The organism is Erythrobacter sp. S158 (assembly GCF_057364915.1).
Map to the genome: position 1 here is coordinate 636,048 of NZ_CP200279.1, position 23,728 is coordinate 659,775.

General features: G+C 59.1%; 13 protein-coding genes. 9 read left to right on the plus strand and 4 right to left on the minus strand.

Going from position 1 to position 23,728, the window contains the following annotated elements; translation table 11 throughout:
* Positions 1-13: 13 nt before the first annotated feature.
* Positions 14-427 (minus strand): ATP-binding protein, encoded by a 414-nt coding sequence (locus tag AC0V6T_RS03165; RefSeq protein ID WP_486124250.1) that lies wholly within the window; start codon positions 425-427, stop codon positions 14-16.
* Between the two features lie 37 nt (positions 428-464).
* Here AC0V6T_RS03165 and AC0V6T_RS03170 point away from each other — a divergent pair, with 37 nt between their 5' ends.
* Together AC0V6T_RS03170 and AC0V6T_RS03175 are read left to right on the plus strand one after the other, a co-directional pair.
* The gene (locus tag AC0V6T_RS03170) at positions 465-899 is read left to right on the plus strand and encodes a FecR family protein (protein ID WP_007164864.1); all 435 of its coding nucleotides are present in this window, start codon (positions 465-467) and stop codon (positions 897-899) included.
* The gene (locus AC0V6T_RS03175) at positions 899-1,621 is read left to right on the plus strand and encodes an OmpA family protein (protein ID WP_486124252.1); all 723 of its coding nucleotides are present in this window, start codon (positions 899-901) and stop codon (positions 1,619-1,621) included. The genes AC0V6T_RS03170 and AC0V6T_RS03175 overlap by 1 nt, the downstream gene beginning before the upstream one ends.
* Positions 1,622-1,646: 25 nt before the next feature.
* Here the strand turns inward: AC0V6T_RS03175 and AC0V6T_RS03180 are convergent, their stop codons facing one another.
* From AC0V6T_RS03180 to AC0V6T_RS03190, 3 genes are read right to left on the minus strand one after another with little or no spacing between them, the layout of a single operon-like run.
* Complete coding sequence (locus tag AC0V6T_RS03180; protein WP_486124254.1) at positions 1,647-3,662, minus strand: CHASE2 domain-containing protein; 2,016 nt, start codon at positions 3,660-3,662, stop codon at positions 1,647-1,649.
* A 49-nt stretch (positions 3,663-3,711) separates the two neighbouring features.
* The gene (locus AC0V6T_RS03185) at positions 3,712-4,677 is read right to left on the minus strand and encodes an MBL fold metallo-hydrolase (protein WP_486124256.1); all 966 of its coding nucleotides are present in this window, start codon (positions 4,675-4,677) and stop codon (positions 3,712-3,714) included.
* 21 nt (positions 4,678-4,698) lie between these two features.
* Positions 4,699-5,043 carry an STAS domain-containing protein gene (locus AC0V6T_RS03190; protein ID WP_486124258.1) on the minus strand — a complete coding sequence of 115 codons (345 nt, stop codon included), beginning with the start codon at positions 5,041-5,043 and terminating at the stop codon, positions 4,699-4,701.
* A 475-nt stretch (positions 5,044-5,518) separates the two neighbouring features.
* On the opposite strand from AC0V6T_RS03190, the gene AC0V6T_RS03195 reads away from it, so the two are divergent.
* The 7 genes from AC0V6T_RS03195 (at position 5,519) to AC0V6T_RS03225 (ending at position 23,722) form a co-directional block, all read left to right on the plus strand.
* Positions 5,519-7,420: a ShlB/FhaC/HecB family hemolysin secretion/activation protein gene (locus tag AC0V6T_RS03195; protein ID WP_486124260.1), complete on the plus strand. Its 1,902-nt coding sequence runs from the start codon at positions 5,519-5,521 to the stop codon at positions 7,418-7,420.
* A gap of 1 nt (position 7,421) precedes the next feature.
* Positions 7,422-15,980 (plus strand): beta strand repeat-containing protein, encoded by an 8,559-nt coding sequence (locus AC0V6T_RS03200; RefSeq protein WP_486124262.1) that lies wholly within the window; start codon positions 7,422-7,424, stop codon positions 15,978-15,980.
* A complete protein-coding gene (locus AC0V6T_RS03205; RefSeq protein ID WP_486124264.1) occupies positions 15,973-19,035 on the plus strand; it encodes a CHAT domain-containing protein in 3,063 nt (1,020 codons plus the stop codon). Before AC0V6T_RS03200 ends, AC0V6T_RS03205 begins: the two co-directional genes overlap by 8 nt.
* Before the next feature lie 102 nt (positions 19,036-19,137).
* Positions 19,138-21,246 carry a CHASE2 domain-containing protein gene (locus AC0V6T_RS03210; RefSeq protein ID WP_486124265.1) on the plus strand — a complete coding sequence of 703 codons (2,109 nt, stop codon included), beginning with the start codon at positions 19,138-19,140 and terminating at the stop codon, positions 21,244-21,246.
* Positions 21,233-22,027, plus strand: a complete 795-nt coding sequence (locus AC0V6T_RS03215; RefSeq protein WP_486124267.1) for a hypothetical protein — start codon at positions 21,233-21,235, stop codon at positions 22,025-22,027. Before AC0V6T_RS03210 ends, AC0V6T_RS03215 begins: the two co-directional genes overlap by 14 nt.
* Positions 22,028-22,109: 82 nt before the next feature.
* Positions 22,110-22,463, plus strand: coding sequence for a thiol-disulfide oxidoreductase DCC family protein (locus AC0V6T_RS03220; RefSeq protein ID WP_486124269.1), 354 nt, complete (start codon positions 22,110-22,112; stop codon positions 22,461-22,463).
* A gap of 83 nt (positions 22,464-22,546) precedes the next feature.
* On the plus strand, positions 22,547-23,722 hold the full coding sequence (locus AC0V6T_RS03225) for an alpha-hydroxy-acid oxidizing protein (RefSeq protein ID WP_486124271.1): 1,176 nt from the start codon (positions 22,547-22,549) through the stop codon (positions 23,720-23,722).
* Positions 23,723-23,728 lie beyond the last annotated feature (6 nt).

The following is a 23,728-nucleotide window of genomic DNA, read 5'->3' on the forward strand; positions in this document are numbered from 1 at the left end:
CGCAACGCGCAGATCAACCGATCTTGAGGCTGAGCACATTGTGGTTGCCGCGCCTTGCGTAGACCATGTCCTGCGCCCAGGCGCGGACGATCGCAATGCCGATGCCGCCTCCAGTCTGCGGGTGAGGGCTAGTGAATGCGGGCGCTTTGGCGAGATTGAACGAAGCTCCGTCATCTTCGACCTCGAGCACGACCGCATCGCCAGATCGGGAAAGGGACATCCACAAGGAGACATCGCAGTCCCCACCGCCATGTCGAAGAGCGTTGGAAACAAGCTCTTCAACGATGATCGAGACCTTGACCAATGTACGCTCACAAAGTCCGGTCTGGTTCATAAACTCGCGTGCAAACTCAATCGCATTCAGGATCGAGGGACGCGGATCGTGACCTGCGACCACAAAAGCAGAAAAGCGTCTCCTTTGATCCATAATTGTATGCTAACACAGACTCCGATGGAGGGAAGATATGCAAAAAATTTGGCTCTTGGTTGCTGCCCTGCTTGCCATGGTAGCGCAACCTGCGTTTGCGAATGAGATCGGGCGCGTCAAGAATGTGACCTCTGAAGGGGTCAACATCATTCGGGCTGGAGACCGGATACAAGCCACATCGGGCCTTCAGTTGTTCGAAGGCGATATTGTGGAAACTACCCGCAGCGGACGCGTCGGAATTACCTTCATCGATGATACTCGTATCGCAGTCGCTCCAGGCAGTCGTATGATTATCTCGCGATACAGTTTTGATCGTGCCCGCCGCACTGGCGCTTCTGAAATGAATGTTGAGCGCGGCAAGGTCGGGGTTGATTCCGGTCAGCTCTCGTCGACCGGAAACATGCGTTTTCGGGCAGGCTCTTCGACCCTTGGAGTAGCAGGTACCCACTTCATCATAGAGGTCGATGCCTGATGCGACTTATACTAGCGCTGGGGGGCGCGCTGGTTCTTGCCGGATGTGCAACCTCCAAAGAACGTGTAACGCTGCTGGATCCGGCTGAAACGCCGGGGAGCGCAAACAGCGAAATGGGATCGGTGGTGGTGATCCATGGAGATGGAGAAACAACACCAATCACCATGGCCAACCAGCAGGCGCAACTGCGCGGTGATCGGCCTCCGAACGTTAGGCAATTGAGCGCTCGAAGTGACGTCCACTCGGATGTCATGGCAGGACTGCCACTGCCCGTTGCGGCGCAGAGGTTCACTTTTGCTCGAAACACTGAGGCCCTAGATTCAGGAGAGCTGGGAAAACTTCAGACGTTTCTTCAAACCTATCTGGTGAGCTATTGCGTTTACTATCGCGGCCTATCAGCAGCTGAATGCGAGGACCCTGACCTACCGCCAGCTGAAGACGACCTTCCCGAATTCCGCGTGATTATCGAAGGCTTCACCGATTCCGCGGGTTTACCCGAAACACCCGACGATGTTCTTGAGCAGAGGAACCAGGATCTGTCACAAGACCGCGCGAACGGCGTGAGAGATCAGGTCTTGGCTTTGGTGCAACAGGCAGGAATTCCGATCACTGCTGCTCAGATCTCCGCACGTGGTAATGGTCAGTATGCAGCTTTGCGCAAACACAATGGTCGACGTGTAGATGATCCGGAGTTTCGGGTTGTCTCAGTGACCGTTCGTTGAAGCTTCTAGGCGAGTGATCATCGCGTCACTCGCCCAGATATCGAAGCGCGAAAATGGTGAGGTCATCGGCGGGATCGGCATCGCCTTCAAACTGGGCGATCCTGTCAGCTAGATATTGCACCCGTGAGCTCGCGCTCGCGCCTTGCTCTTCTTCGAGCGCCTTGATCACGCCGTCAAAACCGAACTGTGCCTTTTGCAAGTTCTCGGCATCGGTAGCGCCATCACTGATAAGGACCAAGGTATCGCCTTGCTCCAGTTGCACGCTTTCAATCTGATACGGAAATCCGTCAAAACTTCGAAGCCTTGGCCCACCTCTGAGGTTGACCATTTCGACTTTGCCTACTGCGTAGACACGTAACGGATTTTCGTGCCCGGCATTGACCATTTCGACCTTTCCGCTGGCGCAATCGATAACACCAGCAAGCAGGGTAAGGTCCATTGCATCGTCTTCTTCGTGCGACAGCTCGTCATTGAGAGCAATAACTGCGTCGTCCAGTCGAGCGCCGTGCGAGAGAAACTTGCTCTTCGCCGCGGTCTTGGAAAAGGCCATGAACAATGCCGCGCCCAAGCCCTTGCCGCTGACATCACCGACAAGAAAAAGAAGGCGATCGTCCTCCAATTCGAAAGCGTCATAGAAGTCGCCGCCGACCGATTTTGCGGGCCTTAGTTTCGCGCCGATCTCTGTCCGTCTTCCGAGGTCTGCGAGCCTTTCCGGGCTGGGAACCATGCGTAATTGCAGGTCGCGGGCATTCTCGTTTTCCTTCTTCTGTTCGGCCTCTCTGATCCTTTGAGCGACCAGTTCCTGAAGCGCGATGGCGTAGCGGGCGAGGAGCAGGCCCAAAGCCGCAAAGATGGCCACAATGAGCGGCCGCGCGGGATCGAAAAGCAGGTTTGCCTGCGCGTAGGCAAGATAGGATCCGACAGGCAAGGCTAGGCCGATTGCAGCCGCCGGAGCGAGAAGCCAATTGTTGAACGTCAGGCTGGCACCGAGAAGCAGCGCGACCAATCCAATCGCAACAGCCACCTCAAGTGCTTTCGAGGATGATGGGTAGGCCAGCCATTCGCCCTTCAATATCGCGTCGACGGCCTGAGCCTGAACGACGGGTCCTGGAATTTCTGAACCATGAGGGGTGGCCACGATGTCGTATGTGCCGGTTGCCGCGAGACCCAATATGACGACCTTTCCGCGCAGCCTTTCGTCCGGCTCTTCAGAATTCATGATCTGGACTGCGGGGATGACCCTAGACTCGTATTCCTCGTCGTAAGGAGACATCTTGAACAACAGGCTGCCGGTCTCATCGGACGGGATCTCTCGATTTCCCATTTCAAGTGTTCGACCGTCCCACCGCACTGGTTCACCGCCCGCCTTGATCCGAGCGAGTTCGACCGCAAAGCCGTTTCCGACGTTGCCTCCAGCCCTGACCGCCAATGGCACCCGGCGCAGAATGCCGTCGTCGTCAGGCGGACCGTTGACGAATGCTTGAGAAAACGCGGACGTATCAAACTTGCTGATGCTTGCGAGAACTTCTGGCCGGGACAGGGTGCCCGGCGGCGGTTCGCCTTCAACCGCGCTTGTGTTGAACGTCATTTCTTGCGCCGGAACACCCAGTGGCGAACCTTCCGGTTCGGCTACGCGCGCAAGGACGCTTGGCGATTGAGGTGACGCGATAATGTCACTCAAAAAATCGTCGAAATTTGGCAGAGACGTGATTTGGCTTTTGAGCGATGGGTCGATTTCAGTATCGAGGTAATTCTCGACAAAAGCGTCTGGCCTATTGGGGTCCTCTTTCAAGAAGTAGATGTCGATCCCAACAGCAGAAGGCTGCGCTTGGGTCATTTTGAACAGGAGCTTGGCAACGTTGAAACGTGTCCACGGCCATTGACCGTAAGCGGCAATCGAATTGTCATCGATCATTACAACGACAACTTGATCGTCCATCAGTTCGCGCGCATCCGCCCTTTGCCAGGCGTCGAACACAAGCCGGCGTTCAAAATCCTGCCCGATCCATGTGATAAGCGAACCGATGAGCGCGCCTATCATCACCGCCACTACCGCTAGGCGGCGGGCGCTGCTTTGCGGATTACCGGATTTAGAGTTCGACACAGAGTCCGTCGTAAGAGCACAGAACTTCGAGTTCGGTGTCGTTGCGGGTCAGTTCTTCGTAGCGAATGGTCTCGGAATGCATGCGCTGAATGTCAGCATCACTGTATGTCGGCTCATGATGGAAGAGCGCCAGTCTTTTCGCGCGCGCTTCGTGGCAAAGATCGACCGCTACGATGTTCGAGGAATGGCCCCAGTCCTCTTTCATGGAGACACTGTCGGCGAGCGAGTACATCGTATCGGCGATGACGAGGTCCGCATCGGCCATGAAGTCGGCCATGGCGGATTCGTCTTCCATCTTGTCGATCTTGTACTCGGCATCGGTGGAATAGATCGCAACACGCCCATCTGCGCTCTTGAAGCGATAGCCATAGCTTGCATGCGAATGTTCCTGCCGGATCATTGCCACGGTCAGCTCGCCGATCTGGTATTCGCGTCCGGTCTCAAGCGTGCGAAACTCGATGTCCGCCTTCAGCCAGTCGAAGGGTACCGGGAAAGAGATCTCTTCCTGTTGACGACGCAGTGCCTCTTCGGCGTCGGCATGGCCAGCATGGATAATGACCTTCGCCCCATCGACAAAGGCAGGGACGAAGAAAGGGAACCCCATGATGTGGTCCCAGTGAAGGTGTGACAAAAAGAAATGCCATTCTTTCGGGCGGTTGCCGTCGGATAGTCGCCGCAAGGTATCGAGGCCGAATTCTCGCAGTCCTGAACCCATGTCGCAAACCACGAAGGCACCGTTGCCGGCATCAACTTCCACGCAGCTAGTCGCACCGCCATAGCTTTGGCCAACCGCAAATTCGAGCTCGTCGCGAGCGAATTCAATCGCGGCTTCCTTGTCCGCGAAGCTCTTGCCATTTGCTTTGAGGAGTGCGTCGGCGACCTTGTCAGTTATCGTGGAGGCGTGAGGAGCAACCGGCAGCGACCCGCGCGTCCCCCAAAACCGGATATGCATAAATTCCCCCCCTTATGCATTTTAGTGTCCGATTGCGTCCTCGATCGTGTCAGCAACTCGGAAAACCATGTCGTAGCGACTTATCGCAAGGATTTCTCGCATGGTTTCGTTTGGTCTGGCAAGCACGATTGTCGTGTCGGTTTCCTGACCAGCACGCTGTGCAAGGGTCAAAGCGCGAAGGCCGCGTGACGACATATAGTGGATACCTGCAAGGTCGATAATCGCGTTGGCTGGCGCTGCCTTCACATGTTCAATCAGGTTGGTTTTGAAGTTGTCCGCGGTCGATTCGTCGACCCGTCCTGAAGGCGCGATAATTAGCGCACTACCGCGTTCTTCGGTTTTCCAGTCGAGTTCAGCGCCTGTCATACGAGTTGCATAGCGTGGCTTAACCGGATTGCCAAATGCCGCACGCCTGCGCGTGTGGCTTGCATCATACGCACCTAGGACTGGCGATATTGCGGCGATGTTCTGCACGATTTTTCTGCCTTGTTTTGCGACCTGGATTGGGGGGCCTCGCCACCCAATCAGCAGAAAGTAAATTTTCTCCTATTGCAGGGCTATTCCGTGCGCTTCGAAAGGCGCACGCCGCGGCGCACCAGCGCTTGTGTCCGCTTATCCTTGTGAAAACGCGACAACTTCGCATCTGCCCCCACCTATCACTTGTCATACCCTTGTTTTCAGGACGGAACGCGGTATCACTAAGGGAACAAACGGGTCGCCCAACTGCGATGCCTGATCAAAGACAAAAGTCGTTTCAGGCCTATTTCGCGAGCTTGTCGAAGCGCAATATCTGCTTCGAGGCGCTTTCGAGCGCTGAATGGGGACAAAGATGGGGGCACGTTTGTCAACACTTGATCAATTGTCGAATTGCGTCCGATTTTCATCGGATGCTGGTTCAGAACGTAGCAATGCCGCTGTGAAATGCGGGCTGAGGCGCGGCGCGATCGCCGGCTCGGTTCCGGCTTTCGCAATCGCCGCAACGGCGCTAGTTCCTTTCGAAGCCGCATCGGCTCAGGCGACGCCCGGCGCGCAATTGCCACCGGTCACGACCCCTCCGGCAAGAAACCAACTGACCCCGCCAGAGCTTCGCCGTGAAGATCGCAGTGTCACGCTGACGATCGACGGCGATCTAGAGCGCTCACCCTGTGTGCTCGATCGCGAGGAATATTCCGAGATTACGCTAACGCTTTCAGGCGTTCAGTTTTCCGGTCTCGAGAAAGTTCCCGGCCTCTCGCTCCAAGATGCCTATGACGGCTATCTCGGCCGTGAACTTCCGCTTGCGGTTTTGTGCGATATCCGCGCGCAGGCCAACTCAATCCTTCGCTCGCAGGGTTACCTCGCTACCGTCGAGATTCCGGAGCAGAACCTCAGCGATGGTGTCGCCGATTTCGGAGTGGTGTTCGGTAGGCTGACAGGCGTTCGCGTCCGCGGCGATGCGGGACCTTCCGAAGGGCTTGTCGCTGCATATCTCGAAAAACTCACTGACCAGCCTGTCTTCAATACGCAGGAGGCGGAGCGATATCTTCTGCTCGCTGACGACCTTCCCGGCGTTGCGGTGCGACTCTCGCTGCGTCCTGCTGCGGGTGGGGCGCCTGGAGACTTGTTGGGTGAAATCGCTGTCGTGCGCCAGCGCGGGGTCATCGATCTAAACGTCCAGAATTTCGGCTCGAAGGCCATCGGGCGCTTTGGTGGCCTCGTTCGCGGCGAGGTTTATGACATCACCGGGCTCGGTGACCGAACGTCGATTGCCGCCTATTCAACGCTAGAATTCACCGAGCAGCAAACATACCAGTTCGGCCACGATTTTGCCGTGGGCGGAGAAGGTCTGCGGCTTGGGGTCAATCTCACCTACAGTGTGACCGATCCTGATGTCGGCCTGCCGAACTTCGATGTTGATTCCGAGACTTTCCTCGCCGGCATCTTCGCGACCTATCCACTCCAGCGTTCACGGCGGTCGAGCATCTTTGCTGCGGGCGGGTTTGATCTCGTCAATCAGGAAGTTGATGTAAACGATTTTGCCCTGTCGACCGACCGCGTGCGTACACTGTTCGCCAGGATTTCAGGTGAACGGACTGATGAGCGCAGCGTGCAGCGGATCGATGGCTACTCGCCGTTTGAGCCTCGCTGGCGGTATCGCTGGGGCTTTGAAGTGCGCAAGGGCCTCGACGTTTTCGAGACGAGCCCCGATTGCAGGGCAAACCCGCTCGCTTGCACCACTGGGGGCTCGATCCCGCCAAGCAGGATCGAGGCTGACCCCGAGCCCCTGCTGTTCCGGTATGACGGGGCGCTGGAGTTTCGTCCTGACCCGATGGTGACCTTCTCGCTCGAGACGTTTGCACAGCATTCCGACGATCCGCTTCCAGCATTCGAAGAGTTCGCAGCAGGCAGTTTCTCGATTGGTCGCGGCTATGATCCGGGCGCCGTACTTGGCGACAGCGGCGTCGCGGCTTCGTTTGAGGTCAGCTACGGCACGCTCGCGCCTGCTGGCCCGGAGGAGGTCGCTTACCAGCCCTACGTCTTCACTGACGTAGCCTATGCCTGGAATGAAGATCCCAGCCGCAGGCCGCTCAATCCCGATCGGCTCTGGTCAGCTGGCGGCGGCGTGCGCGCCGCTTGGGGCTCCAAGATCCAGGCTGACGCATTTGTCGCGGTCCCGCTCGAACGCCCGGACCTCGCTATACAACGCGGCGACGTCCGCTTCATGTTCAGCGTAACCGCCCGACTTTTCCCGTGGAGATACTAAGATGGCTCATCTGAACCATAACCGCTCGAAACTTCTGATCGGCTGCGGCTCCGCTGCAATGGCCATGGGAATGTTGGCGACGCCGAATTCGGCAAGCGCTCAGGCGATCCAGGCGACAGAGACGATCGTCTCAGGTGATGTCGGGCGCGTGTTCACCGCAACCGGCAGCGAGGTGATCATCCTCGGCACGCCGACTGCGGTGATCGACTGGACTCCCGATCAGGACAACGCTGGCAACGCGCTCGACTTCCTGCCTAACGGCAACGATGTAACCTTCCAGAATGATGGCGATCAGCTGCTTGGTGAATTTGCGGTCCTGAACCGGATTCTGCCGTCTGCCAATGGCAACATCGCGGTGATTGATGGCACTGTGATCTCGCAGATTATCGATGGGCAGGGGCTACCTATTGGTCCTGGTGGCACCGTCGCGTTTTATTCGCCGACCGGTCTTCTGATCGGTGACAATGCCCTTTTCGACGTCGGGAATCTGATTCTGACGACGCTCGATATCGACCTCGCTAGCTTTGACAATTTCGCGCTGAACGGCGGGCAGTTGCAGATGGGTGGCACGCCGACGACCGCCAGAGTCCAGATTAATCCCGGCGCGATAATCACCGCGAGCGCAGAGAATTCCTTCTTTGCTGTCACCGCCGCAGAAATCCAGATGTTCGGCACCTCGGACATCAACGGCAGCCAGGCTTATGTCGCTGGCGAGGCGGTCAACATCACCGTCTCGAACGGCCTGTTCGACATCCAGATTCCGACCGGCACGACTGTCGGAAACGCGATCGTCTTCGATGGTGACGTCGGAGGTCCGTCGAGCACAGGCGTTACCGGCGACAACCACCTGATCTACGCTGTAGGCGCAGCGCAAACCGATCCTATTTCGCTTCTATTCAGCGGGAACCTGGGTTTCCAGCCGGCTGCAAGCGCAGGGATTGTGAATGGTGAGATCATCCTGTCGGCGAACTATGATGTGAGCGGACGGTCTGCCGCTGGTGGTAATGTCAGTGGCAATATCACTCAGCTGTTCGAGAACCGTGCCACTTCTAGCGATGTGGCTGGCAGTGTTTTTCTGACTGACTTTACCGCCAGTAGCAGCATCCTCGCCGTGGCAAATGAAGAGGTGCAGGTCACGGCCTTCAATGCCCCAAGTTCCATCGATGGCAATCTGTTCATGCTTGGCGCCAATTTTTCCGAACTGACAGCCAGCAACGGGCAGGATTTCACCATCACTGGTGACGTTCTTGTTTCGGCTGATGATCTGGCGCTCGAAGGCGCGGCATTCCCGGATACCTCTTTCATTGATGCACAAGCTGGCAGTGCCTTCATCGATGCCTTTGGCGGGGGTACCCTTTCAATCGGAGGCAACGTCCAAGTCAGTGCGAGCGCATTTGCTGGGTTTGATGTTGAGTTCCAGCAAGCGGGTTCCGCCACGGGTGGTGACGCCACAGTTGCGTCCACCGACGGAAACTTGTTCATCGCTGGCGAGGTCGATGTCTTTGCTACAGGCGGTATCCTCCCGATCTTTAACGACATTCTTTCCGCAGGCACGCTGACGGGCGGAACCGCTCAGATCTTTGCGACCGGAAATGGGCAGGTTACTATCGATGGTCCTGCCTTCTTGCGCGCGGGCACCAACAACAATGCGGATGGCTCACTGACCGACACCTCGACAGGGTCGGACGGCGTCGGCGGTTTGGCTATTCTTCAGTCGCTCGATACGAGTACGATCAATCTGAATGGCAGCGTCCAACTCAGCACTTTCGCGAGCGCAGGTGACTCCAACACCTCCGGACCCGGAGCAAGCGCGACCGCCGGAAGCTCAATCGTCTTCATCGGTTCAACTGGGTCGATAGACATCGTTGGTGACCTCATACTGGAGGCCGGCGCATTCGGCGGCTTCAATCAGGCCGGTCAAGGGGGTGAGGCGCGTGGTGGTGGAGCGAACGTCTTCTTCGACCAAGGCGGCACACTGGACATTAGCGGCGACTTCCTTGGCCTCGCGCGCGCCGCTGGTGGTTCCGGAGACAGCGGTGGCGACGCTTTCGGCGGCTTCGCGGGCTTACGGGTTGACGTCGGCACGATCACTGTCGGTGGAAACGCAGTGGCCGTTACGATCGGTTCCGGCGGAAGTGCGGTCAATTCGGGCGGCGACGGTGGTCGTGGAGAGGGCGGCAATGCGTTTTTGCAAGCAAGCGGTACGCTCACTGGCACTGCAAGCCTTACTATCTCAGGTAATGCGACCGTCAGCGCCGATGGCGAGGGTGGCAACGGTGGCGACGCGACGTCCGATTCTCCGGCTGGCAACGGCGGAATTGGTCTAGGCGGACAGTTTCTGACGCCCAATCAGGCAAACCCGCAAGCCGTACCTAACAATGGCGCTTTCATCCTTGCAGGTGGTGATAACGGATCAATCTCTGTGGGCGGCATCTCAATTGCACAAGCTGCCGGCACCGGCGGCAATGGAGGCGCTGGAGCTACCTCGCAGGCGGGCGGTCGTGGCGGTGACGCTTTTGGCGGCCTTGCGCAGGTTGGTCTCGCATTTCTGCTCGGCGACGGATCGATCGGCATTGGCTCAGCCAGTTTCGGCGCAATTGAGGTCGACGCCACGGCATTCGGCGGAAACGGCGGCGCGGCAGGACCCGGCTCCACAGCAGGTGACGGCGGAACTGGCCAAGGCGGTGATGCCGTATTCAGCGCGCGCGCAGGCACGGCGATCGCAGGCGACGTTTTGCTTCTTTCCGACGCTGATGGCGGCTTTGGCAACATTGGTGGTGAGGGCCTGGGAGGCAACTCGGTGCTGTCTGTCAGCGCTGGCGGTTCGGCCACGATTGCTTCGCTGAATGCGATTTCCGACGCTCGCGGGGGTACGGGCACGCTTGCCTCAGGCCTTGGAAGTGGTGGCGGTGCCGCGATCGATGTGTTCGATGTCGGCGAGCTAACCATCAATGGTGACGTCTTGCTTCAAGGCTTCGGCTTCGGGGGAAGCAGCACGACCGGCGAAGGCGGATCGGGCAATGGCGGAGATGCCAATATTCGCGTCGATGGGGAGGGACTCGTCGACGAAGGCAACCTGCTGACCATCAATGGCAATGTCAGGCTGGATTCGACCGGCTTCTCCGGTTCGGGCCTTTCGAGCACGCTCGGGGCCGAAGCTGAAGGCGGCGACTCTCGCATTGAGATCCAGGGCCTCAGCACCGTCTTCATCGACGGTGACATCAACATGCAGGCCGATGGTAATGGCGGCAACAATATCGGGACCGGCAAAGGCGGCACCGGCATTGCAGGCGAATCTGTTACGCTTCTTGAGAACGGTGCGGTTTTCGAGCTTACCGGTGACTATGACACGCTCGCGTTTGCCATGGGCGGTGTCGGCTTCGACGGCGGCGACGCGTTCGCTGGCATGGCCGCATTCATCGTCGAAGGCGGTGCCGAGGCGACTGTCGGTGGCAATCTCTTCGTCAATTCGGACGCACGCGGTGGCGCGGCTATCGGAGCGGGCGGACGAGGGGGCGATGGCCAAGCTGGCCAGGCAAACATCGCAGCGATCGGCTCGGAAACGCTTGCAGCGCGCCTGACGATCGGTGGTGAGGCTGGCGCGTTCTCGAACGGCTTTGGCGGTGTTGGCGGCAATGGCGATGGTGACACAATCGCAGCCGGTCGGGGCGGTGACGGCTTTGGCGGGAACTTCGATTTCGTTCTGGCTGGCGATGACAGCGAGGTCAGCTTTGCCCGCATTGCGGCTGGAAGCGACAACGGTTTCATCACCGTCTCCGGGGCTTCCACGATTGCCGCCGATGGTACTGGCGGTGCTGGAGGCAATGGTGGTCCTGATCAAGCGGGCGGTACCGGCGGTGACGGTCTTGGCGGCGATGCCAACGTCGGCACGGTCTCTTTCCTCGATGCCTCGCCGCTGGTTGGCAACGGCTCGATCCAACTCGGCACGATTGCTGTAAGTTCGAACGGAATTGGCGGCGCAGGCGGATTTGGCGGCTCTACAACAGATCCCCGAGGCAATGGCGGCAATGGCACGGGCAATCGCGCACTCGCGTCTACGCGAGGTGGTAGCTTTACCGCTACTGATGTCTTCGCATCAGGCAACGGAACCGGAGGCGAAGGCGGTGTCGGAGGCACCGGCACCGGCGGAGAGCGAGTTGGCGTCTTCACCAACACTACGGATGGCGGCACCATCAATATCGATAGCTTGATTGCCGTCGCTATCGGTCAGGGCGGTTTTGGCTTCAACGGCGATGGCGGCGCCGGGATCGGTGGTCAAAGCTTCATGGGTTTCCAAGGTGGCACCACGACAGTCACTGGCGATGTTTTGGTAGACTCGACAGGCTTCGGCGGCTCTTCGGCTAACGGAAATGGTGGGGACGGTACTGGCGGGGTTGCTGACCTTGCCGTGTTCACAGCTAGCGCGGGTACTGGTGACATTGCTGGGAATGCTGCGGTCATAGCAAACGGCGTTGGCGGCGATGGTAGTGCAGGCAATGTTGGCGGCATCGGGACGGGTGGACGTTCCTTCATTCAGTCTCAGGCAGGTGGCAGCGTTAGCCTTGGTTCGCTCCAGTTGGTCGCAAACGGCCAAGGCGGCGATGGCGCAGGCGCCGCAGGCGGGCTGGGTGTGGGCGGCGTTGCCGATATCCTCGCGTTCGACCCGTCGAGTACGCTGACGATCATCAATGATGCGCCTAATTCGGCATTCAATCCCGGCAATGGACTGATTGGTCAGTTCGGCTTCCTCGCGACGGTCGACGTCTCCGGGTTTGGCGGAGATACGACCGGCGGTGGTTTGCAGGGCGGCGAAGGTCGCGGCGGAGCTATCACGATTGCAGCCTCCGGTGGGGGCAACGTTAGCTTGCCCGATATCGAAGAAACCGGCTTCCAGGGCACGCTGCTAACCGCTTTCGGTCGCGGCGGCGGATCTGGTGTCGAGGGAGGCATCGGTGGTCTTGGGGCCGGCGGAAGCCTTCTTATTCAGGCGGACGCTGGTAACCTTTCCTTGGGCAACATCGCTATGGGTCTTAGCGGTTCAGGCGGAACTTCGCTTGATGATGCGCTGAATATCTCCGGCGGGGAATCCAATGGAGGCGAAGGATTGATCGAAGCGATCAACGCTTCTGTGATCTCGGGTACTTTCGAATCGGTTGGATTGGGGAGCGGTCGCGGAACAGGAACGGGCGATGGTAGCCTGTCAAATGGCGGGACATTTGTCCTGCGCGTTCTGGACAGCACGCTGAACCTGAACGGTCGCAATGTTCTTGCGATCACCAATTCAGGCGGTAGCGGCGAGATCGGCGGCGATGTGGTCGGCGGCGATGTCCAACTGATTGCCAACAACGCGTCAATCAACTTCGAAGACGGTGCGTCACTGGCGCTCGGTGACCTTGCCGGCGGTGGTAGTGGTGTACTCGAGGGTGGCTTCGCGACCGGCGGAAATGTCGATATCGATATCACCGACACGGATTGGGTAGGCGGTACCCTTTTTGTGCAATCGACTGCGTTCGGTGGCTCTGCAAGTGATCCCGTAGCAGGCCAAGGCGGTGCAGCGCTTGCTGGCACGGTTACCGTGAACATCACTAACTCCGACTTGCAACTCGCAACCCAGCCTGACCAGACAGCCTTTGTGTTCAATCCTGACACTGGGATGACCGAACCGGTTCAAGTGCCGGGTGGCTTCAACAGCTTCAGTGCCAGTGCATTTGGCGGCGCGGGTGTCTTCGGCGGTGACGCGACCGCGGGGACTGTTTCGCTGACACTCACGGGCAGCACCATCAATATCGCTGACTCGGCCACTCAAGCTGGGCTGCTGGTGCTTGAAGCCACCGCCACCGGAGGAGCCGGGAACCCCGGCAACGCTAGCGGCGGGACGATCAATTTAAGTCTTGTCGATTCGATCCTGAATGTCGCTGGCCTGATGTTCTCTGCCAACGGTATTGGTGGTGACAGCGGTGATGACGACAACGACCCCACCGCGGATGGCGGTTCGGGCGAGGGCGGTCAGATCGACATCAGCATTGACGGTTCCACGGTGAACCTCACCGGCTCCAGTTCGATCACCGCCGATGGATTCGGCGGCCGCGGACTTGTCGAAGGTGGCGACGGCGAAGGCGGACGTGTCGATCTCGACATCGTCAATTCGGATGTCGACTTTGGCGCCTCGCTCACGATCATTGCGGATGGTACTGGCGGTCTTGGAGGAGGCACGGTTGGCTTCTCCAGCGGGGGCAGCGCCAACCTGTTCGTCAGCGGATCGCAAGTGTCAGGCGGAGCACTTTCGCTTGCGGCGAACTCAACCGGCACTGTGCCGATCGATCCGGTGACTGGCGAACCAGTGCTCGACACCGAAGGCGGCGACGTCGGCGGGGGCGATGTTCGCGCAACATTCATTGGTGAGACCAACGCTCAGCTGAGCAGTCTCAATCTCAGCGCTACCGGCACGACATCGCCGGGCGATGATGCGAATGGCGGTTTCGCTACACTGCAGGTCGGTAGCCAGGAGGTGCCCGGCGCTTCGATCGTCAATGTCGGCAATGTCGATATCGACGTGAACGCGACCGGCGGTTCGATCGATGGCAGCGGAGAGCCTGCGAATGAGGTCGGGCAGTTCACGGTGCGGGTCCTCAATGGCCGACTGGTCACTCAGAACCTTCGCGGAACTGCGCTAGGCGATGCGTTGCCCGGCGAACAGGGCCCGTCGGCACTGATTGCGACCGGTGGCGATATCCAGGTCTCGAACGACCTGTTCATCGATGTGTTCGACAATTTTGAGGTGAGGACCGCCAACAACAGCATCATCGGCGGGCCGAACGTCTCCTCGCCGAGCGCCGATATCGATATCTTCACCGACGGCACGCTGCGCTTCTTCGGCGACAACGATGATTTCATCAGCTTCGGCGGCGCAACGGTCCTGCTGTCCTCAAACGATATCGAGATCAACGAAGGCTCACGCATTGGCGGGAACAGCTTCAACCTGGTGTCGACGAATGAGGACGCGACTGCGCTTCTTGGTGAGCTTCCGTCGCCTGATCCGTCGGCCACGTTTGGCTACACTTTGAGCCAGGCCGAGGCCGCGCGGATCGATGCGGGAACAGCTTCGTTCACTGCGCCGATAGTCACCGGACAAAGTGGTTCGCTTCCCGACATTTTGATCGGCGACATCACGGTGTTCGGTTCGCTTGAGGAAGGTGTGTCGAGCCTATCGATCTCGACCCCTGGCGCAATCCGCGTCGCCGGGCAGGTCCGAATGATCAGCGCAGCAGCGACCGATCAATTGCGCATCAATGCTGGCGAAACCCTTGAGGTGATCATTCCAACCGGTGGCATTAGCATCACCGGCCCTGATGAAAGCCTTGCCGGATCGCTGAGCTTGTCGTCGCAGACAATTGTCGCTGCAGTCGCCGACCTTGCTGCCCAGATCGCAGAGGACCCTCAATTTGCAGGGCTTGCTGACGCTCTGAACAGCAATGACGGTACGCTTGATGCGGATGGATACATCCGGGCCAATTCGGTTGCGGTTGTCGCCGGTGAGAACATCCTCATCCAGAACACCGGCACCAACGAAGTGCCGGGCGGTATTCTTGTTGGCGATGGTGGTCTGATTATCGGACAGCTGACCACGACGATCACGCTGAGCGGGCAGGAGGTGTTCACCTTCTCGGGCACCCTGAGCACTCCGGACGAGGTTCTGTTCTTCGAGTTCACAGTCGCGGATTCGTCGAACGTGACCTTGCGCACCTTCAGCTATGCTGGCGGCACCGCAGGTGATGGAACAGAAGTACCTGCGGGCGGCTTTGACCCGATCCTTGCACTGTTCGGTCCCAACGGCGACCTCATCGGCCAGAACGATGACGGCGACGGGGTGCCGGCCGATCCGGTCACCGGCTCGCGTTTCGACACGCTGCTCGAACTGACGGTTCCGCCGGGCGACTACACCGCATCGGTATCGGTCTTCCCGAACTTCGCGGGCGAAAACATCAACGATCCGTTCCAAGGCACGGGCGAGACTGACTTTGGCGATCGCACACCGTTCTTCTTCTTTGAAGTACGGGGGGCCGACACCGTCTCTGGTCCGGGCACTGGCGATCCAATCAACGTCTTCGCTTACGGCAGCCGCGTCACCAGCGATGGCGGACGGATTACCGGCAATGCCTTCTTTGACGAGGTGAACTTCGGCGATCCTCAGACGCTGGCATCGCGCTTTGCCGAGGCGGCGATGTTCAACAATTGCAGCATCCTCAATGGCTGTGATGTTGGTGAAACGCCGACGCCGCCACCTCCTCCGCCTCCGCCTCCGCCTCCGCCAATCGAGGAAGCGCCTCCGGTCAACAACCCGGCGGTTGTAGCAGCGCCAATCCAGGCGGCTCAGCCAGTGGTCGTGACTGAGCAGGAAAGCAATGACGAGTTCGGCATCGACTTCCCTGGCCTGCTGGAATCCGAAGAGCTTGAAGAGGAATCAGACATCGAAGATCCGGTCGCATCGGGCGGCGACAGCTCGCTCTACGGTCAGGGTGCTAGTGGCAATGTCCAAGTGGAAGGCAATCCAAATGACTAACAAGCCATTGAAATCACTGCTTTCGATTTGCAGCGCAGTAGCTGTGGGGGCAGCCGCTCTCTGGGCGGTCCCCGGCACCACTCAGACCGCCCAACAGCGTTCGATCAGCCTGCGCGACACCTTTCCCGTAGGCTCGAATGGTCTGTGCGAAGCGCAAATTCAGACGCCCGAAGCCGGGGCGGGATTGTTCGATCGCAAATACAACGTTCTTTGCCGCGATGCTGCGGCATCGATCGGAACGCTTTGGGTTGTGCGTGGACGGTTGGTTGACGAGGCGGCGACCCGTTTCATCGGTCCCGGAGCCAATTGCGTCGAGCGCGAAACAGCCGAGATGCCGACAGGACTTACGGATGGCAAACGACTGATCTGTAGCCGCGAGGGCAGCATCATTCGTACCGAACTGCTGGTCGGAGAAGTCGGCAATCGCACTTATGCTGCAACTGGCCTGTCGGCTTACGGTACGGCGCTTGAGCTCGGCGTTGCATCGCTCGCCACTGACCAGATCGTTCCAGGCACGGTCGATATTCCGCTCACACAGACAACGGATTCGCTCGCCTTCATTCGTCAGCAGGCTGAATCCATCACCGCAGATCAGGCGCTTGTCGAAGCCTATCGCCGCGCCAATGCGGGCGAGTTTGCCGAAGCGGCGGAGTACTTCTCTGCTTCCGCTGAAGTCCTCAGCGGGAACGGCGAAGCCGAGGCGCGACTGAACGAAGGACTGCTCCAATCCAACCTTGGCAATTTTGCCGAGGCTAAGCGCCGGTTTGACCAGACCCGGCCGATTGCGACGACCAGCCCTGTGCTGGCTCGGCTGCTGCGAAATTACGAGGCCATCGACGCGCTTAACCAGGGTGAACCTGGCCGCGCTATCGAAATTCTCAATCGACCTCTCGAAACCGAATTCAGCGATACGAATGCTCTGCGTAGTTTGCAGATCGGTCCAGCAATGGCACGCCGCCTCGCGGCTGAGAGCGAGAGCGTTGGTGGTGCCACATTGTCGCAATCGTTGACCCCGCTAGAGCGTGCTCAATTGCTTGATGGTCAGGCAGACTACCTGCGGGCGACCGGATTGCGCCTTGTCGGCAACAACGCCGCAGCGACCAATAACCTCAACCGTGCCAACACAACGCTTGCTGAAGTACGCGATGGACGCATTGCGTCGATCGTCTGGCTTCGTGCGCAGGTTCTTGGTGAACTGGCCGAGCTTGCAGAAGCATCTGGACGAGGCGGCGATGCCGAGTTGCTTCACCAGCAGGGCATCTCACTGCTTTCCTTCGCTTATCCCGATTCTCCCGCGCTCTACAGCGCGCAGGCCCAGCTTGCGGGTTTCTATTCCCGCAACGGTCGCGAAAGCGAAGCTATCGATCTCTATCGCGAAATCGTTTCGGAGGCAGAGGGGCGTCCCGCTCCTTCGCTGCGCAGCTACATGTCCAACTACTTCGGACTTCTGCTGGCCGACGGAGCAAGTGCCTCGGCGGCTGATGACATGTTCTCTGCAAGCCAGCTGCTTCTTCGTCCGGGCCTCGCCCAGACACAGGCCGTGCTCGCGCGCGAACTGTCGGGTGGCAGTGACGAGGCATCGCTTCTGTTCCGCCGCAGCGTAAATCTTGGCCGATCGATTCAGCGCCTTAGGGCATCGATTGTCGAGATCGAAGGTGAGGCTCAGGTCAACCCGCAAGCAGCAGGTGTACTCGCCGAGCGTGAGACCCGCCTCGAAGCGTTGCTCGAACAGCAGGCCGAAGTGCTCCAGAAGCTCGCCGAATACCCTCGTTTCAGGGCTGTTTCGAGCGGAGCGATCAACCTTGCGGGCATGCAGGAAGTCCTGCGGGACGATGAGGCATACGTGAAAATGATTGCGCTCGATGAAGAGGCCTTCATGATCTACATCACTCCGGCAGAGGCTCTAGCCTACCGGATTGATGCGACACCGGCCGAGCTTGACGATCTTGTGCTAAGGCTGCGTGAGAGCATTGCGATTGCCGAAGGGGGGCAGGTTCTGACCTTGCCGTTTGAACTTGAGACATCGCGCGATCTTTACAAGCGCCTGTTCTCTCCGGTCGCAGATCGCTTGCCGAGCAAGAAACACATCGTGTTTGAACCCGATGGCGCCATGCTAAAGCTGCCGATCAACCTGCTTGTCACAGATGATGAAAGCGTTGAACGTTACAATGAGCAGCTTGCTGGACCCGAGGGCGACGAATTCGACTTCCGCGGGGTCGCCTGGCTGGGACGCAATTCCCAAATCTCCACCGCAGTTGCTCCAACCGCATTCCGTGACGTTCGCGCCGCTCCAAGCAGCACCGCAAGCAAGGCATATCTCGGTCTTGGTGAGAACACGCCTATCAGCGACACGCCTGCAGTATCAACGGGCACGCGATCGGCCCTTGCCGGCGGGGACAATTGTCTGTGGTCAGAAGCCATCTGGTCGAACCCGATTTCATCGGAAGAATTGTACGATGCTGCCAACCGGTTTGGCGGCGAAGATGCCGCGCGTGCCGATGTGCTGACCAAGGATGTCTTTACCGACACCCGCATCAAAAGCCGCGAGGACCTCGCAGACTATCGTATTCTGCACTTTGCAACGCACGGCCTTGTGACAGCGCCTCAGCCCGAATGTCCGCCGCGCCCTGCGCTGCTGACTTCATTTGGAGATGACAATTCTGATGGGCTTTTGACGTTTGCCGAGATTTTCGGCCTCCGCATTGACGCCGATCTCGTCATCCTTTCCGCTTGCGATACCGCCGGCAGCGCAACGGTTGGCGCGACGCTTGAGGCTGGGATTACCTCGGGCGGTGACTTTGCACTCGATGGCTTGGTCCGCGCCTTTGTTGGGGCAGGCGGTCGGACCGTTCTTGCCAGCCACTGGCCGGTGCCCGATGATTTTGATGCGACGAAGCGGCTCATCTCGGGCCTCTTCGAAGGCAACGGCACCGAAACAGCAGAGGCGCTACGTCGCTCGCAGCTGGGGCTAATGGACGATCTTGAAACGTCGCACCCCTTCTATTGGTCGGCCTTTGCGATCGTTGGCGACGGCTCGGTCCAGGTCACTCGCTAAACGCTTTGGTAAGCGGCACTGATTAGTGGGAATACGCATGGCGCCGGGCTTGCGCGCGCCATGCAATCCGGCTTTGTTGCGCCGTGATATTAGGGGCGGGCAATGACCGAAGAATCCGACACGACGAACAAGCGCGGCGGCTTTATCGCCAAAGGCTGGCGCAGCGTGCGCGAGGCCGGCACTGTTCAGCTTGTCTCGACCGTGCTGTTGGTGCTGCTTGCGCTATTCATCGCGCGCTACAGTTGGGTTTTGCCCGGTGGGGAAGAGCCCACTCCAATCACTAACGATGCCGAGCGAGCGCTCTACGATACGCGCGCCTACCTTTCCGCGGACCTCGTTGAGCAGGACGAACGCATTATTCTGGTCGTTTTCAACGATCAGGCACTGATTAATCTTGAGAAGCGATCCCCCTTGCCGCGCGGGGCAATCGCCGAGGCTTTGCGTAACCTTGACGGCATGGGCGCCAAGGCGATCGGGATCGATATTCTGTTCGACCAACCTCAGGCTGAGGACATCGACCTTGTCGAAACGCTACGCGGCATGGAGACGCCTACTTCAGTCGCTTACGCTACCGTCGCCACCAACGAGGCTGACATTGCTTTCGAGCAACAGCTGTTTCTCGATGATTTCATGGCAGCAATCGAGGAAGGCGGGACCAACGCAAGACGTGCGAGCATCCGGTTAGACGATGAATTCGGCGCGACCCGCGTCTGGCCCGATATCGTACCGACGCTTCCTCCGCTTCTCGGGCGTGCCATGCTCGAAGATGCAGGCGGCCCTTATGAGGCGTTTGAAGGGTATGAAGGTGCGATCGAATATCGCCGTCCCCTTCGCGCCGACTTTGAAGGAGGTGAGGGCGAGGTGGCAGCGGATTCGGTTGTCGAAGAGCCATTGTTCCAGTCGCTCTCGATCGAACTGTTCCTCGACATGGATCCGGCAGTCGCCGAGTTCGTGGCTCAACAGATCGAGGGCAAGTATGTCCTGATCGGCGGCGACATTCTTGATTACGACCGCGTGGTGACCTCGCTCTATGCCTGGACCGGTTTCGAGCCTGCCGGATTGTCGGTGCACGGTGAGCTGATCGCTCAGATGCTCGATGGCAAGCGCTTGGCACAAGTCCCGATCTGGGCGCTGTGGGTGATGGCTATCCTCGTCGTATCCACCGCTGTACTGACAGCGCTGCTAGAATGGCCTGCGAAGAAACTTGTGCCGCTCCTTTTCGGCCTCGCAGCGTTATTCATAGGCATTCCGTTCGTGCTGCATTTTCAGAATATCGACACCTATGGCCTTCCCGCGGTGGGTTGGCTGGTCGCCTGGATCGTGGCGTTTACGGCTGTGACCGCGGCTGCCAGGTCAGCTGGGGCCGCCCAACGCAGTTTTGCGCAGGGTGCGCTCGGGAAATACATTCCAAAGGATATCGCTCAGCAGATCATCGATGAGCCAGAGCTACTCTCGCTCGGCGGCGAGAAGCGCGAGATTTTCGTCCTGTTCAGCGATCTTGAGGGCTTCACCAAGATGAGCCACGCCATTCAGCCGGAGATGGTCGCGAAATTGCTCAACCGCTATCTCGAAATGCTCAGCAACGTGGTGCTCCAGCACGGCGGTGTGATCGACAAATATGTCGGCGACGCGGTTGTTGCATTCTGGGGCGCGCCAATCGCGAGACCCGATGACGCGCAGCGCGCGCTCGAAGCCGGATATGCGATGTGGAAAGCGGGCGAGGATTTCCGAGCCGAAGTCGCCGCGATGGATCCAAATCTTCCAAGAATTGGCAAGACCCGGGTCGGGTTGCATTTCGGTGAGGCGGTCGTCGGAAACTTCGGCGGGGACATGCGCATTCAATACACCGCGCTTGGCGACTCGATGAACACCGCCGCTCGACTTGAGGCGGCGAACAAGCCTTTGAATTCCAACGTTTCAGCGAGCCGAGAGTTCATAGAGAAATCCAATCCGGATTGGTGGGTCCCAATGGGCCGTATCGTCCTGCGAGGCCGTGCGCAGCCGGTCGATATCTATCACCCGAAGCCCGGGTTCCCGGAAGAGGACCGCCGAAAGCTTGAAGAAGCTGTTCAGGTTTCAGACACTGATCCTGAATTAGCAGCTAAACTTGTTGACGAAGTGCTTGCTGGCCATCCTGACGATTTGGCGCTACAAAACTACAGCAATCGCATTCGAAATTTGAATGATGGGGGAGCATATGTTCTCGGATAAATTTAGGGCCCGCCTTGCGGGTCTCGCGCTTGCGGGCGCGGTACTCTCGGTTCCCGGCGTTGCAAGCGCCGGCGTGGTGGTGAAATCCTCTGGTCCTTCAGCCGGCAGCTACCCGGTGGGGCGCCAGGTCGCTGACAGCGCCACAATCACTTTGCGCGCAGGTGACAAGATCACCGTGCTTACCGATGATGGCACGAAGGTCATGCAGGGGCCGGGCACGTTCCGCGTGGGCGAGGGGGCAACCCGCCAGCGAGCGCGCTTTTCAAACCTCACACGCCGTAACGCATCGTCGCGGTCACGCACCGGAGCCGTGCGGAGCGCCGGCGAGGGCAAGCCACGTCGTCCCAACCTGTGGCTTGTCGACGTGACGTCTGAGGGCACGACTTGCCTCTATGACTTTGAACGCGTGCGTCTGTGGCGCCCGACCGCAGGAGATGCGGCGACTTACACCGTTTCCAACGCCACCAGTGCAAATTCGCTCGATGTGACTTTTGCGGGAACCGAAGCCATTCGTGCACTTGATCCGGCAGGGCTTACTCTGTCCAGCGGCGCTGCTTTCACAATCAGCGGTCCGACATCGCCGATGATGGAGGGCGAAGACGCGATGGCGGAAGATCCGACAACAGGTCAGCCTGCACCGTCGACAGTCAATGTCTCTTTCGCTCTCATGCCGCAGGATGCGCGCACCGGTATTCAGGTTGCTCAGGCACTTGCAGAGCGTGGCTGCACCACTCAGCTTGCGCTGCTGGGTGATGTGGCCGAGGCCGAAGCCTCGCGCTAACCAACAGCTGGACGAAGCCTGAAAGGGCCCTTCACGATGGAAGGGCTGCGTCCAAGCGCGGCCCTTTCGCGTATCTGGAAGCATGAATGACAAGCCTGTGAAAGTCTGGTTCGACGGCAATTGCCCGCTATGCCGGCGTGAGATTGCATTTATGCGCAGGCTCGACCGCAAGGACGCCATCCATTTCGTCGATATTGCTGGCGAAGGTGACCCGTCCTGCCCTGTCGAGCAAAGTGAATTGCTTGCGCGATTTCATGCCGAGGAAGATGGAGCGATCCTGAGCGGTGCCGCCGCTTTTGCCGCGATGTGGCGCGCAATCCCTGTTCTGCGACCGCTGGGGCTGATTGCCCGAAAACGGACAGTGCTGGAGATGCTTGAAAGGCTATACAAAGCATTCCTTAAGGTCCGGCCGCGCCTGCAAAAGCTCGCCAGCTGACAGCCGCACGAAAACACTTGCCGCTGCCCACCTGATCGTCTCTCCTGTGCTCAAACAGAATGCGCATGGGAGAGGACGACGCGATGAGCAATTCCGGGCACAATTTCGGCGGAATGCAAAACGAGATCTACAACGCCGGATTACAGGGTATCCTGCCTGATTATCCGGTCGATTTCGCAACATTGGAAGCGCGCGCGCACGAGGCGCTTGGGCCGATGCTCACCAACTATGTCGCCGGAGGATGCGGGGACGAGCATACCCAGGATACCAATGCGAGCGCATTTCACCATTGGGGCATGGTCCCGCGCATGATGGTCGACTGCACCGAGCGCGACTTGTCGATCAACTTGTTCGGAATGGACCTTCCGACCCCGCTCTTCATGGCTCCGATCGGCCTCAATGGAGAGGCGACGCAGGATCGGCATGGCGACATGGCCGCGGCCCGCGCTTCGGCGATGACGGGCGTTCCCTTTTGCGTCTCGACACTTTCGAATGACCCGATGGAGGACGTCTTCGCGGCAAGCGGCGACACCCCTGCGATGTTCCAGCTTTACACTCCGCGCAATCGCGAACTGGCGACAAGCCTAATCCAGCGCGCTGAGAAGTCCGGCGCGAAGGCCATCGTGGTGACGCTCGACACGTGGCTCACCGGTTGGCGACCGCGTGATCTCAACGCCTCGAACTTCCCGCAACTGCGCGGGAAGGTGCTGCACAATTACTTCTCCGACCCGGTCTTCCGCTCAATGTTGGACAAGCCGCCGGAGGAGGATCCGAGGGCAGCGATCATGCTGTTCGCGGGGATTTTCGGACAGGTGCTGACATGGGAGGACATGGAGTTCTTCAAATCGGTTACCGACCTTCCGATCGTGCTGAAAGGCATCTGTCATCCGGACGATGCCAAGCGCGGCATCGATCATGGCGCGGATGCGATTTACTGCTCAAACCATGGCGGGCGGCAGGCCAATGGCGGGATATCGACGATCGATCTGCTGCCCGATGTTGTTGCGGCCTCGGGCGATCTGCCGGTGCTTTTCGACAGCGGAATTCGCTCTGGCACCGATGCGATCAAGGCTATCGCACTTGGTGCGACCGCTGTTGGGGTTGGGCGTCCGTATACTTATGGCTTGGCGATCGGCGGCGACAAAGGCGCTGGCTGGGTCCTTCGTTCGATCCTTGCCGAGGCGGACCTTTTGATGGCGGTAAATGGTTATCCAACTCTCGAAGCGGTACGGGAGGCTGGTGCCCAGCGTACGGCCTAATCACCG

What these genes read in the sequence shown, in the direction of transcription:
- AC0V6T_RS03165 (WP_486124250.1), bottom strand. Translation starts at nt 427, where the DNA reads ATGGATCAAAGGAGACGCTTTTCTGCTTTTGTGGTCGCAGGTCACGAT.
- AC0V6T_RS03170 (WP_007164864.1), top strand. Translation starts at nt 465, where the DNA reads ATGCAAAAAATTTGGCTCTTGGTTGCTGCCCTGCTTGCCATGGTAGCG.
- AC0V6T_RS03175 (WP_486124252.1), top strand. Translation starts at nt 899, where the DNA reads ATGCGACTTATACTAGCGCTGGGGGGCGCGCTGGTTCTTGCCGGATGT.
- AC0V6T_RS03180 (WP_486124254.1), bottom strand. Translation starts at nt 3,662, where the DNA reads ATGATAGGCGCGCTCATCGGTTCGCTTATCACATGGATCGGGCAGGAT.
- AC0V6T_RS03185 (WP_486124256.1), bottom strand. Translation starts at nt 4,677, where the DNA reads ATGCATATCCGGTTTTGGGGGACGCGCGGGTCGCTGCCGGTTGCTCCT.
- AC0V6T_RS03190 (WP_486124258.1), bottom strand. Translation starts at nt 5,043, where the DNA reads ATGACAGGCGCTGAACTCGACTGGAAAACCGAAGAACGCGGTAGTGCG.
- AC0V6T_RS03200 (WP_486124262.1), top strand. Translation starts at nt 7,422, where the DNA reads ATGGCTCATCTGAACCATAACCGCTCGAAACTTCTGATCGGCTGCGGC.
- AC0V6T_RS03205 (WP_486124264.1), top strand. Translation starts at nt 15,973, where the DNA reads ATGACTAACAAGCCATTGAAATCACTGCTTTCGATTTGCAGCGCAGTA.
- AC0V6T_RS03210 (WP_486124265.1), top strand. Translation starts at nt 19,138, where the DNA reads ATGACCGAAGAATCCGACACGACGAACAAGCGCGGCGGCTTTATCGCC.
- AC0V6T_RS03215 (WP_486124267.1), top strand. Translation starts at nt 21,233, where the DNA reads ATGTTCTCGGATAAATTTAGGGCCCGCCTTGCGGGTCTCGCGCTTGCG.
- AC0V6T_RS03220 (WP_486124269.1), top strand. Translation starts at nt 22,110, where the DNA reads ATGAATGACAAGCCTGTGAAAGTCTGGTTCGACGGCAATTGCCCGCTA.
- AC0V6T_RS03225 (WP_486124271.1), top strand. Translation starts at nt 22,547, where the DNA reads ATGAGCAATTCCGGGCACAATTTCGGCGGAATGCAAAACGAGATCTAC.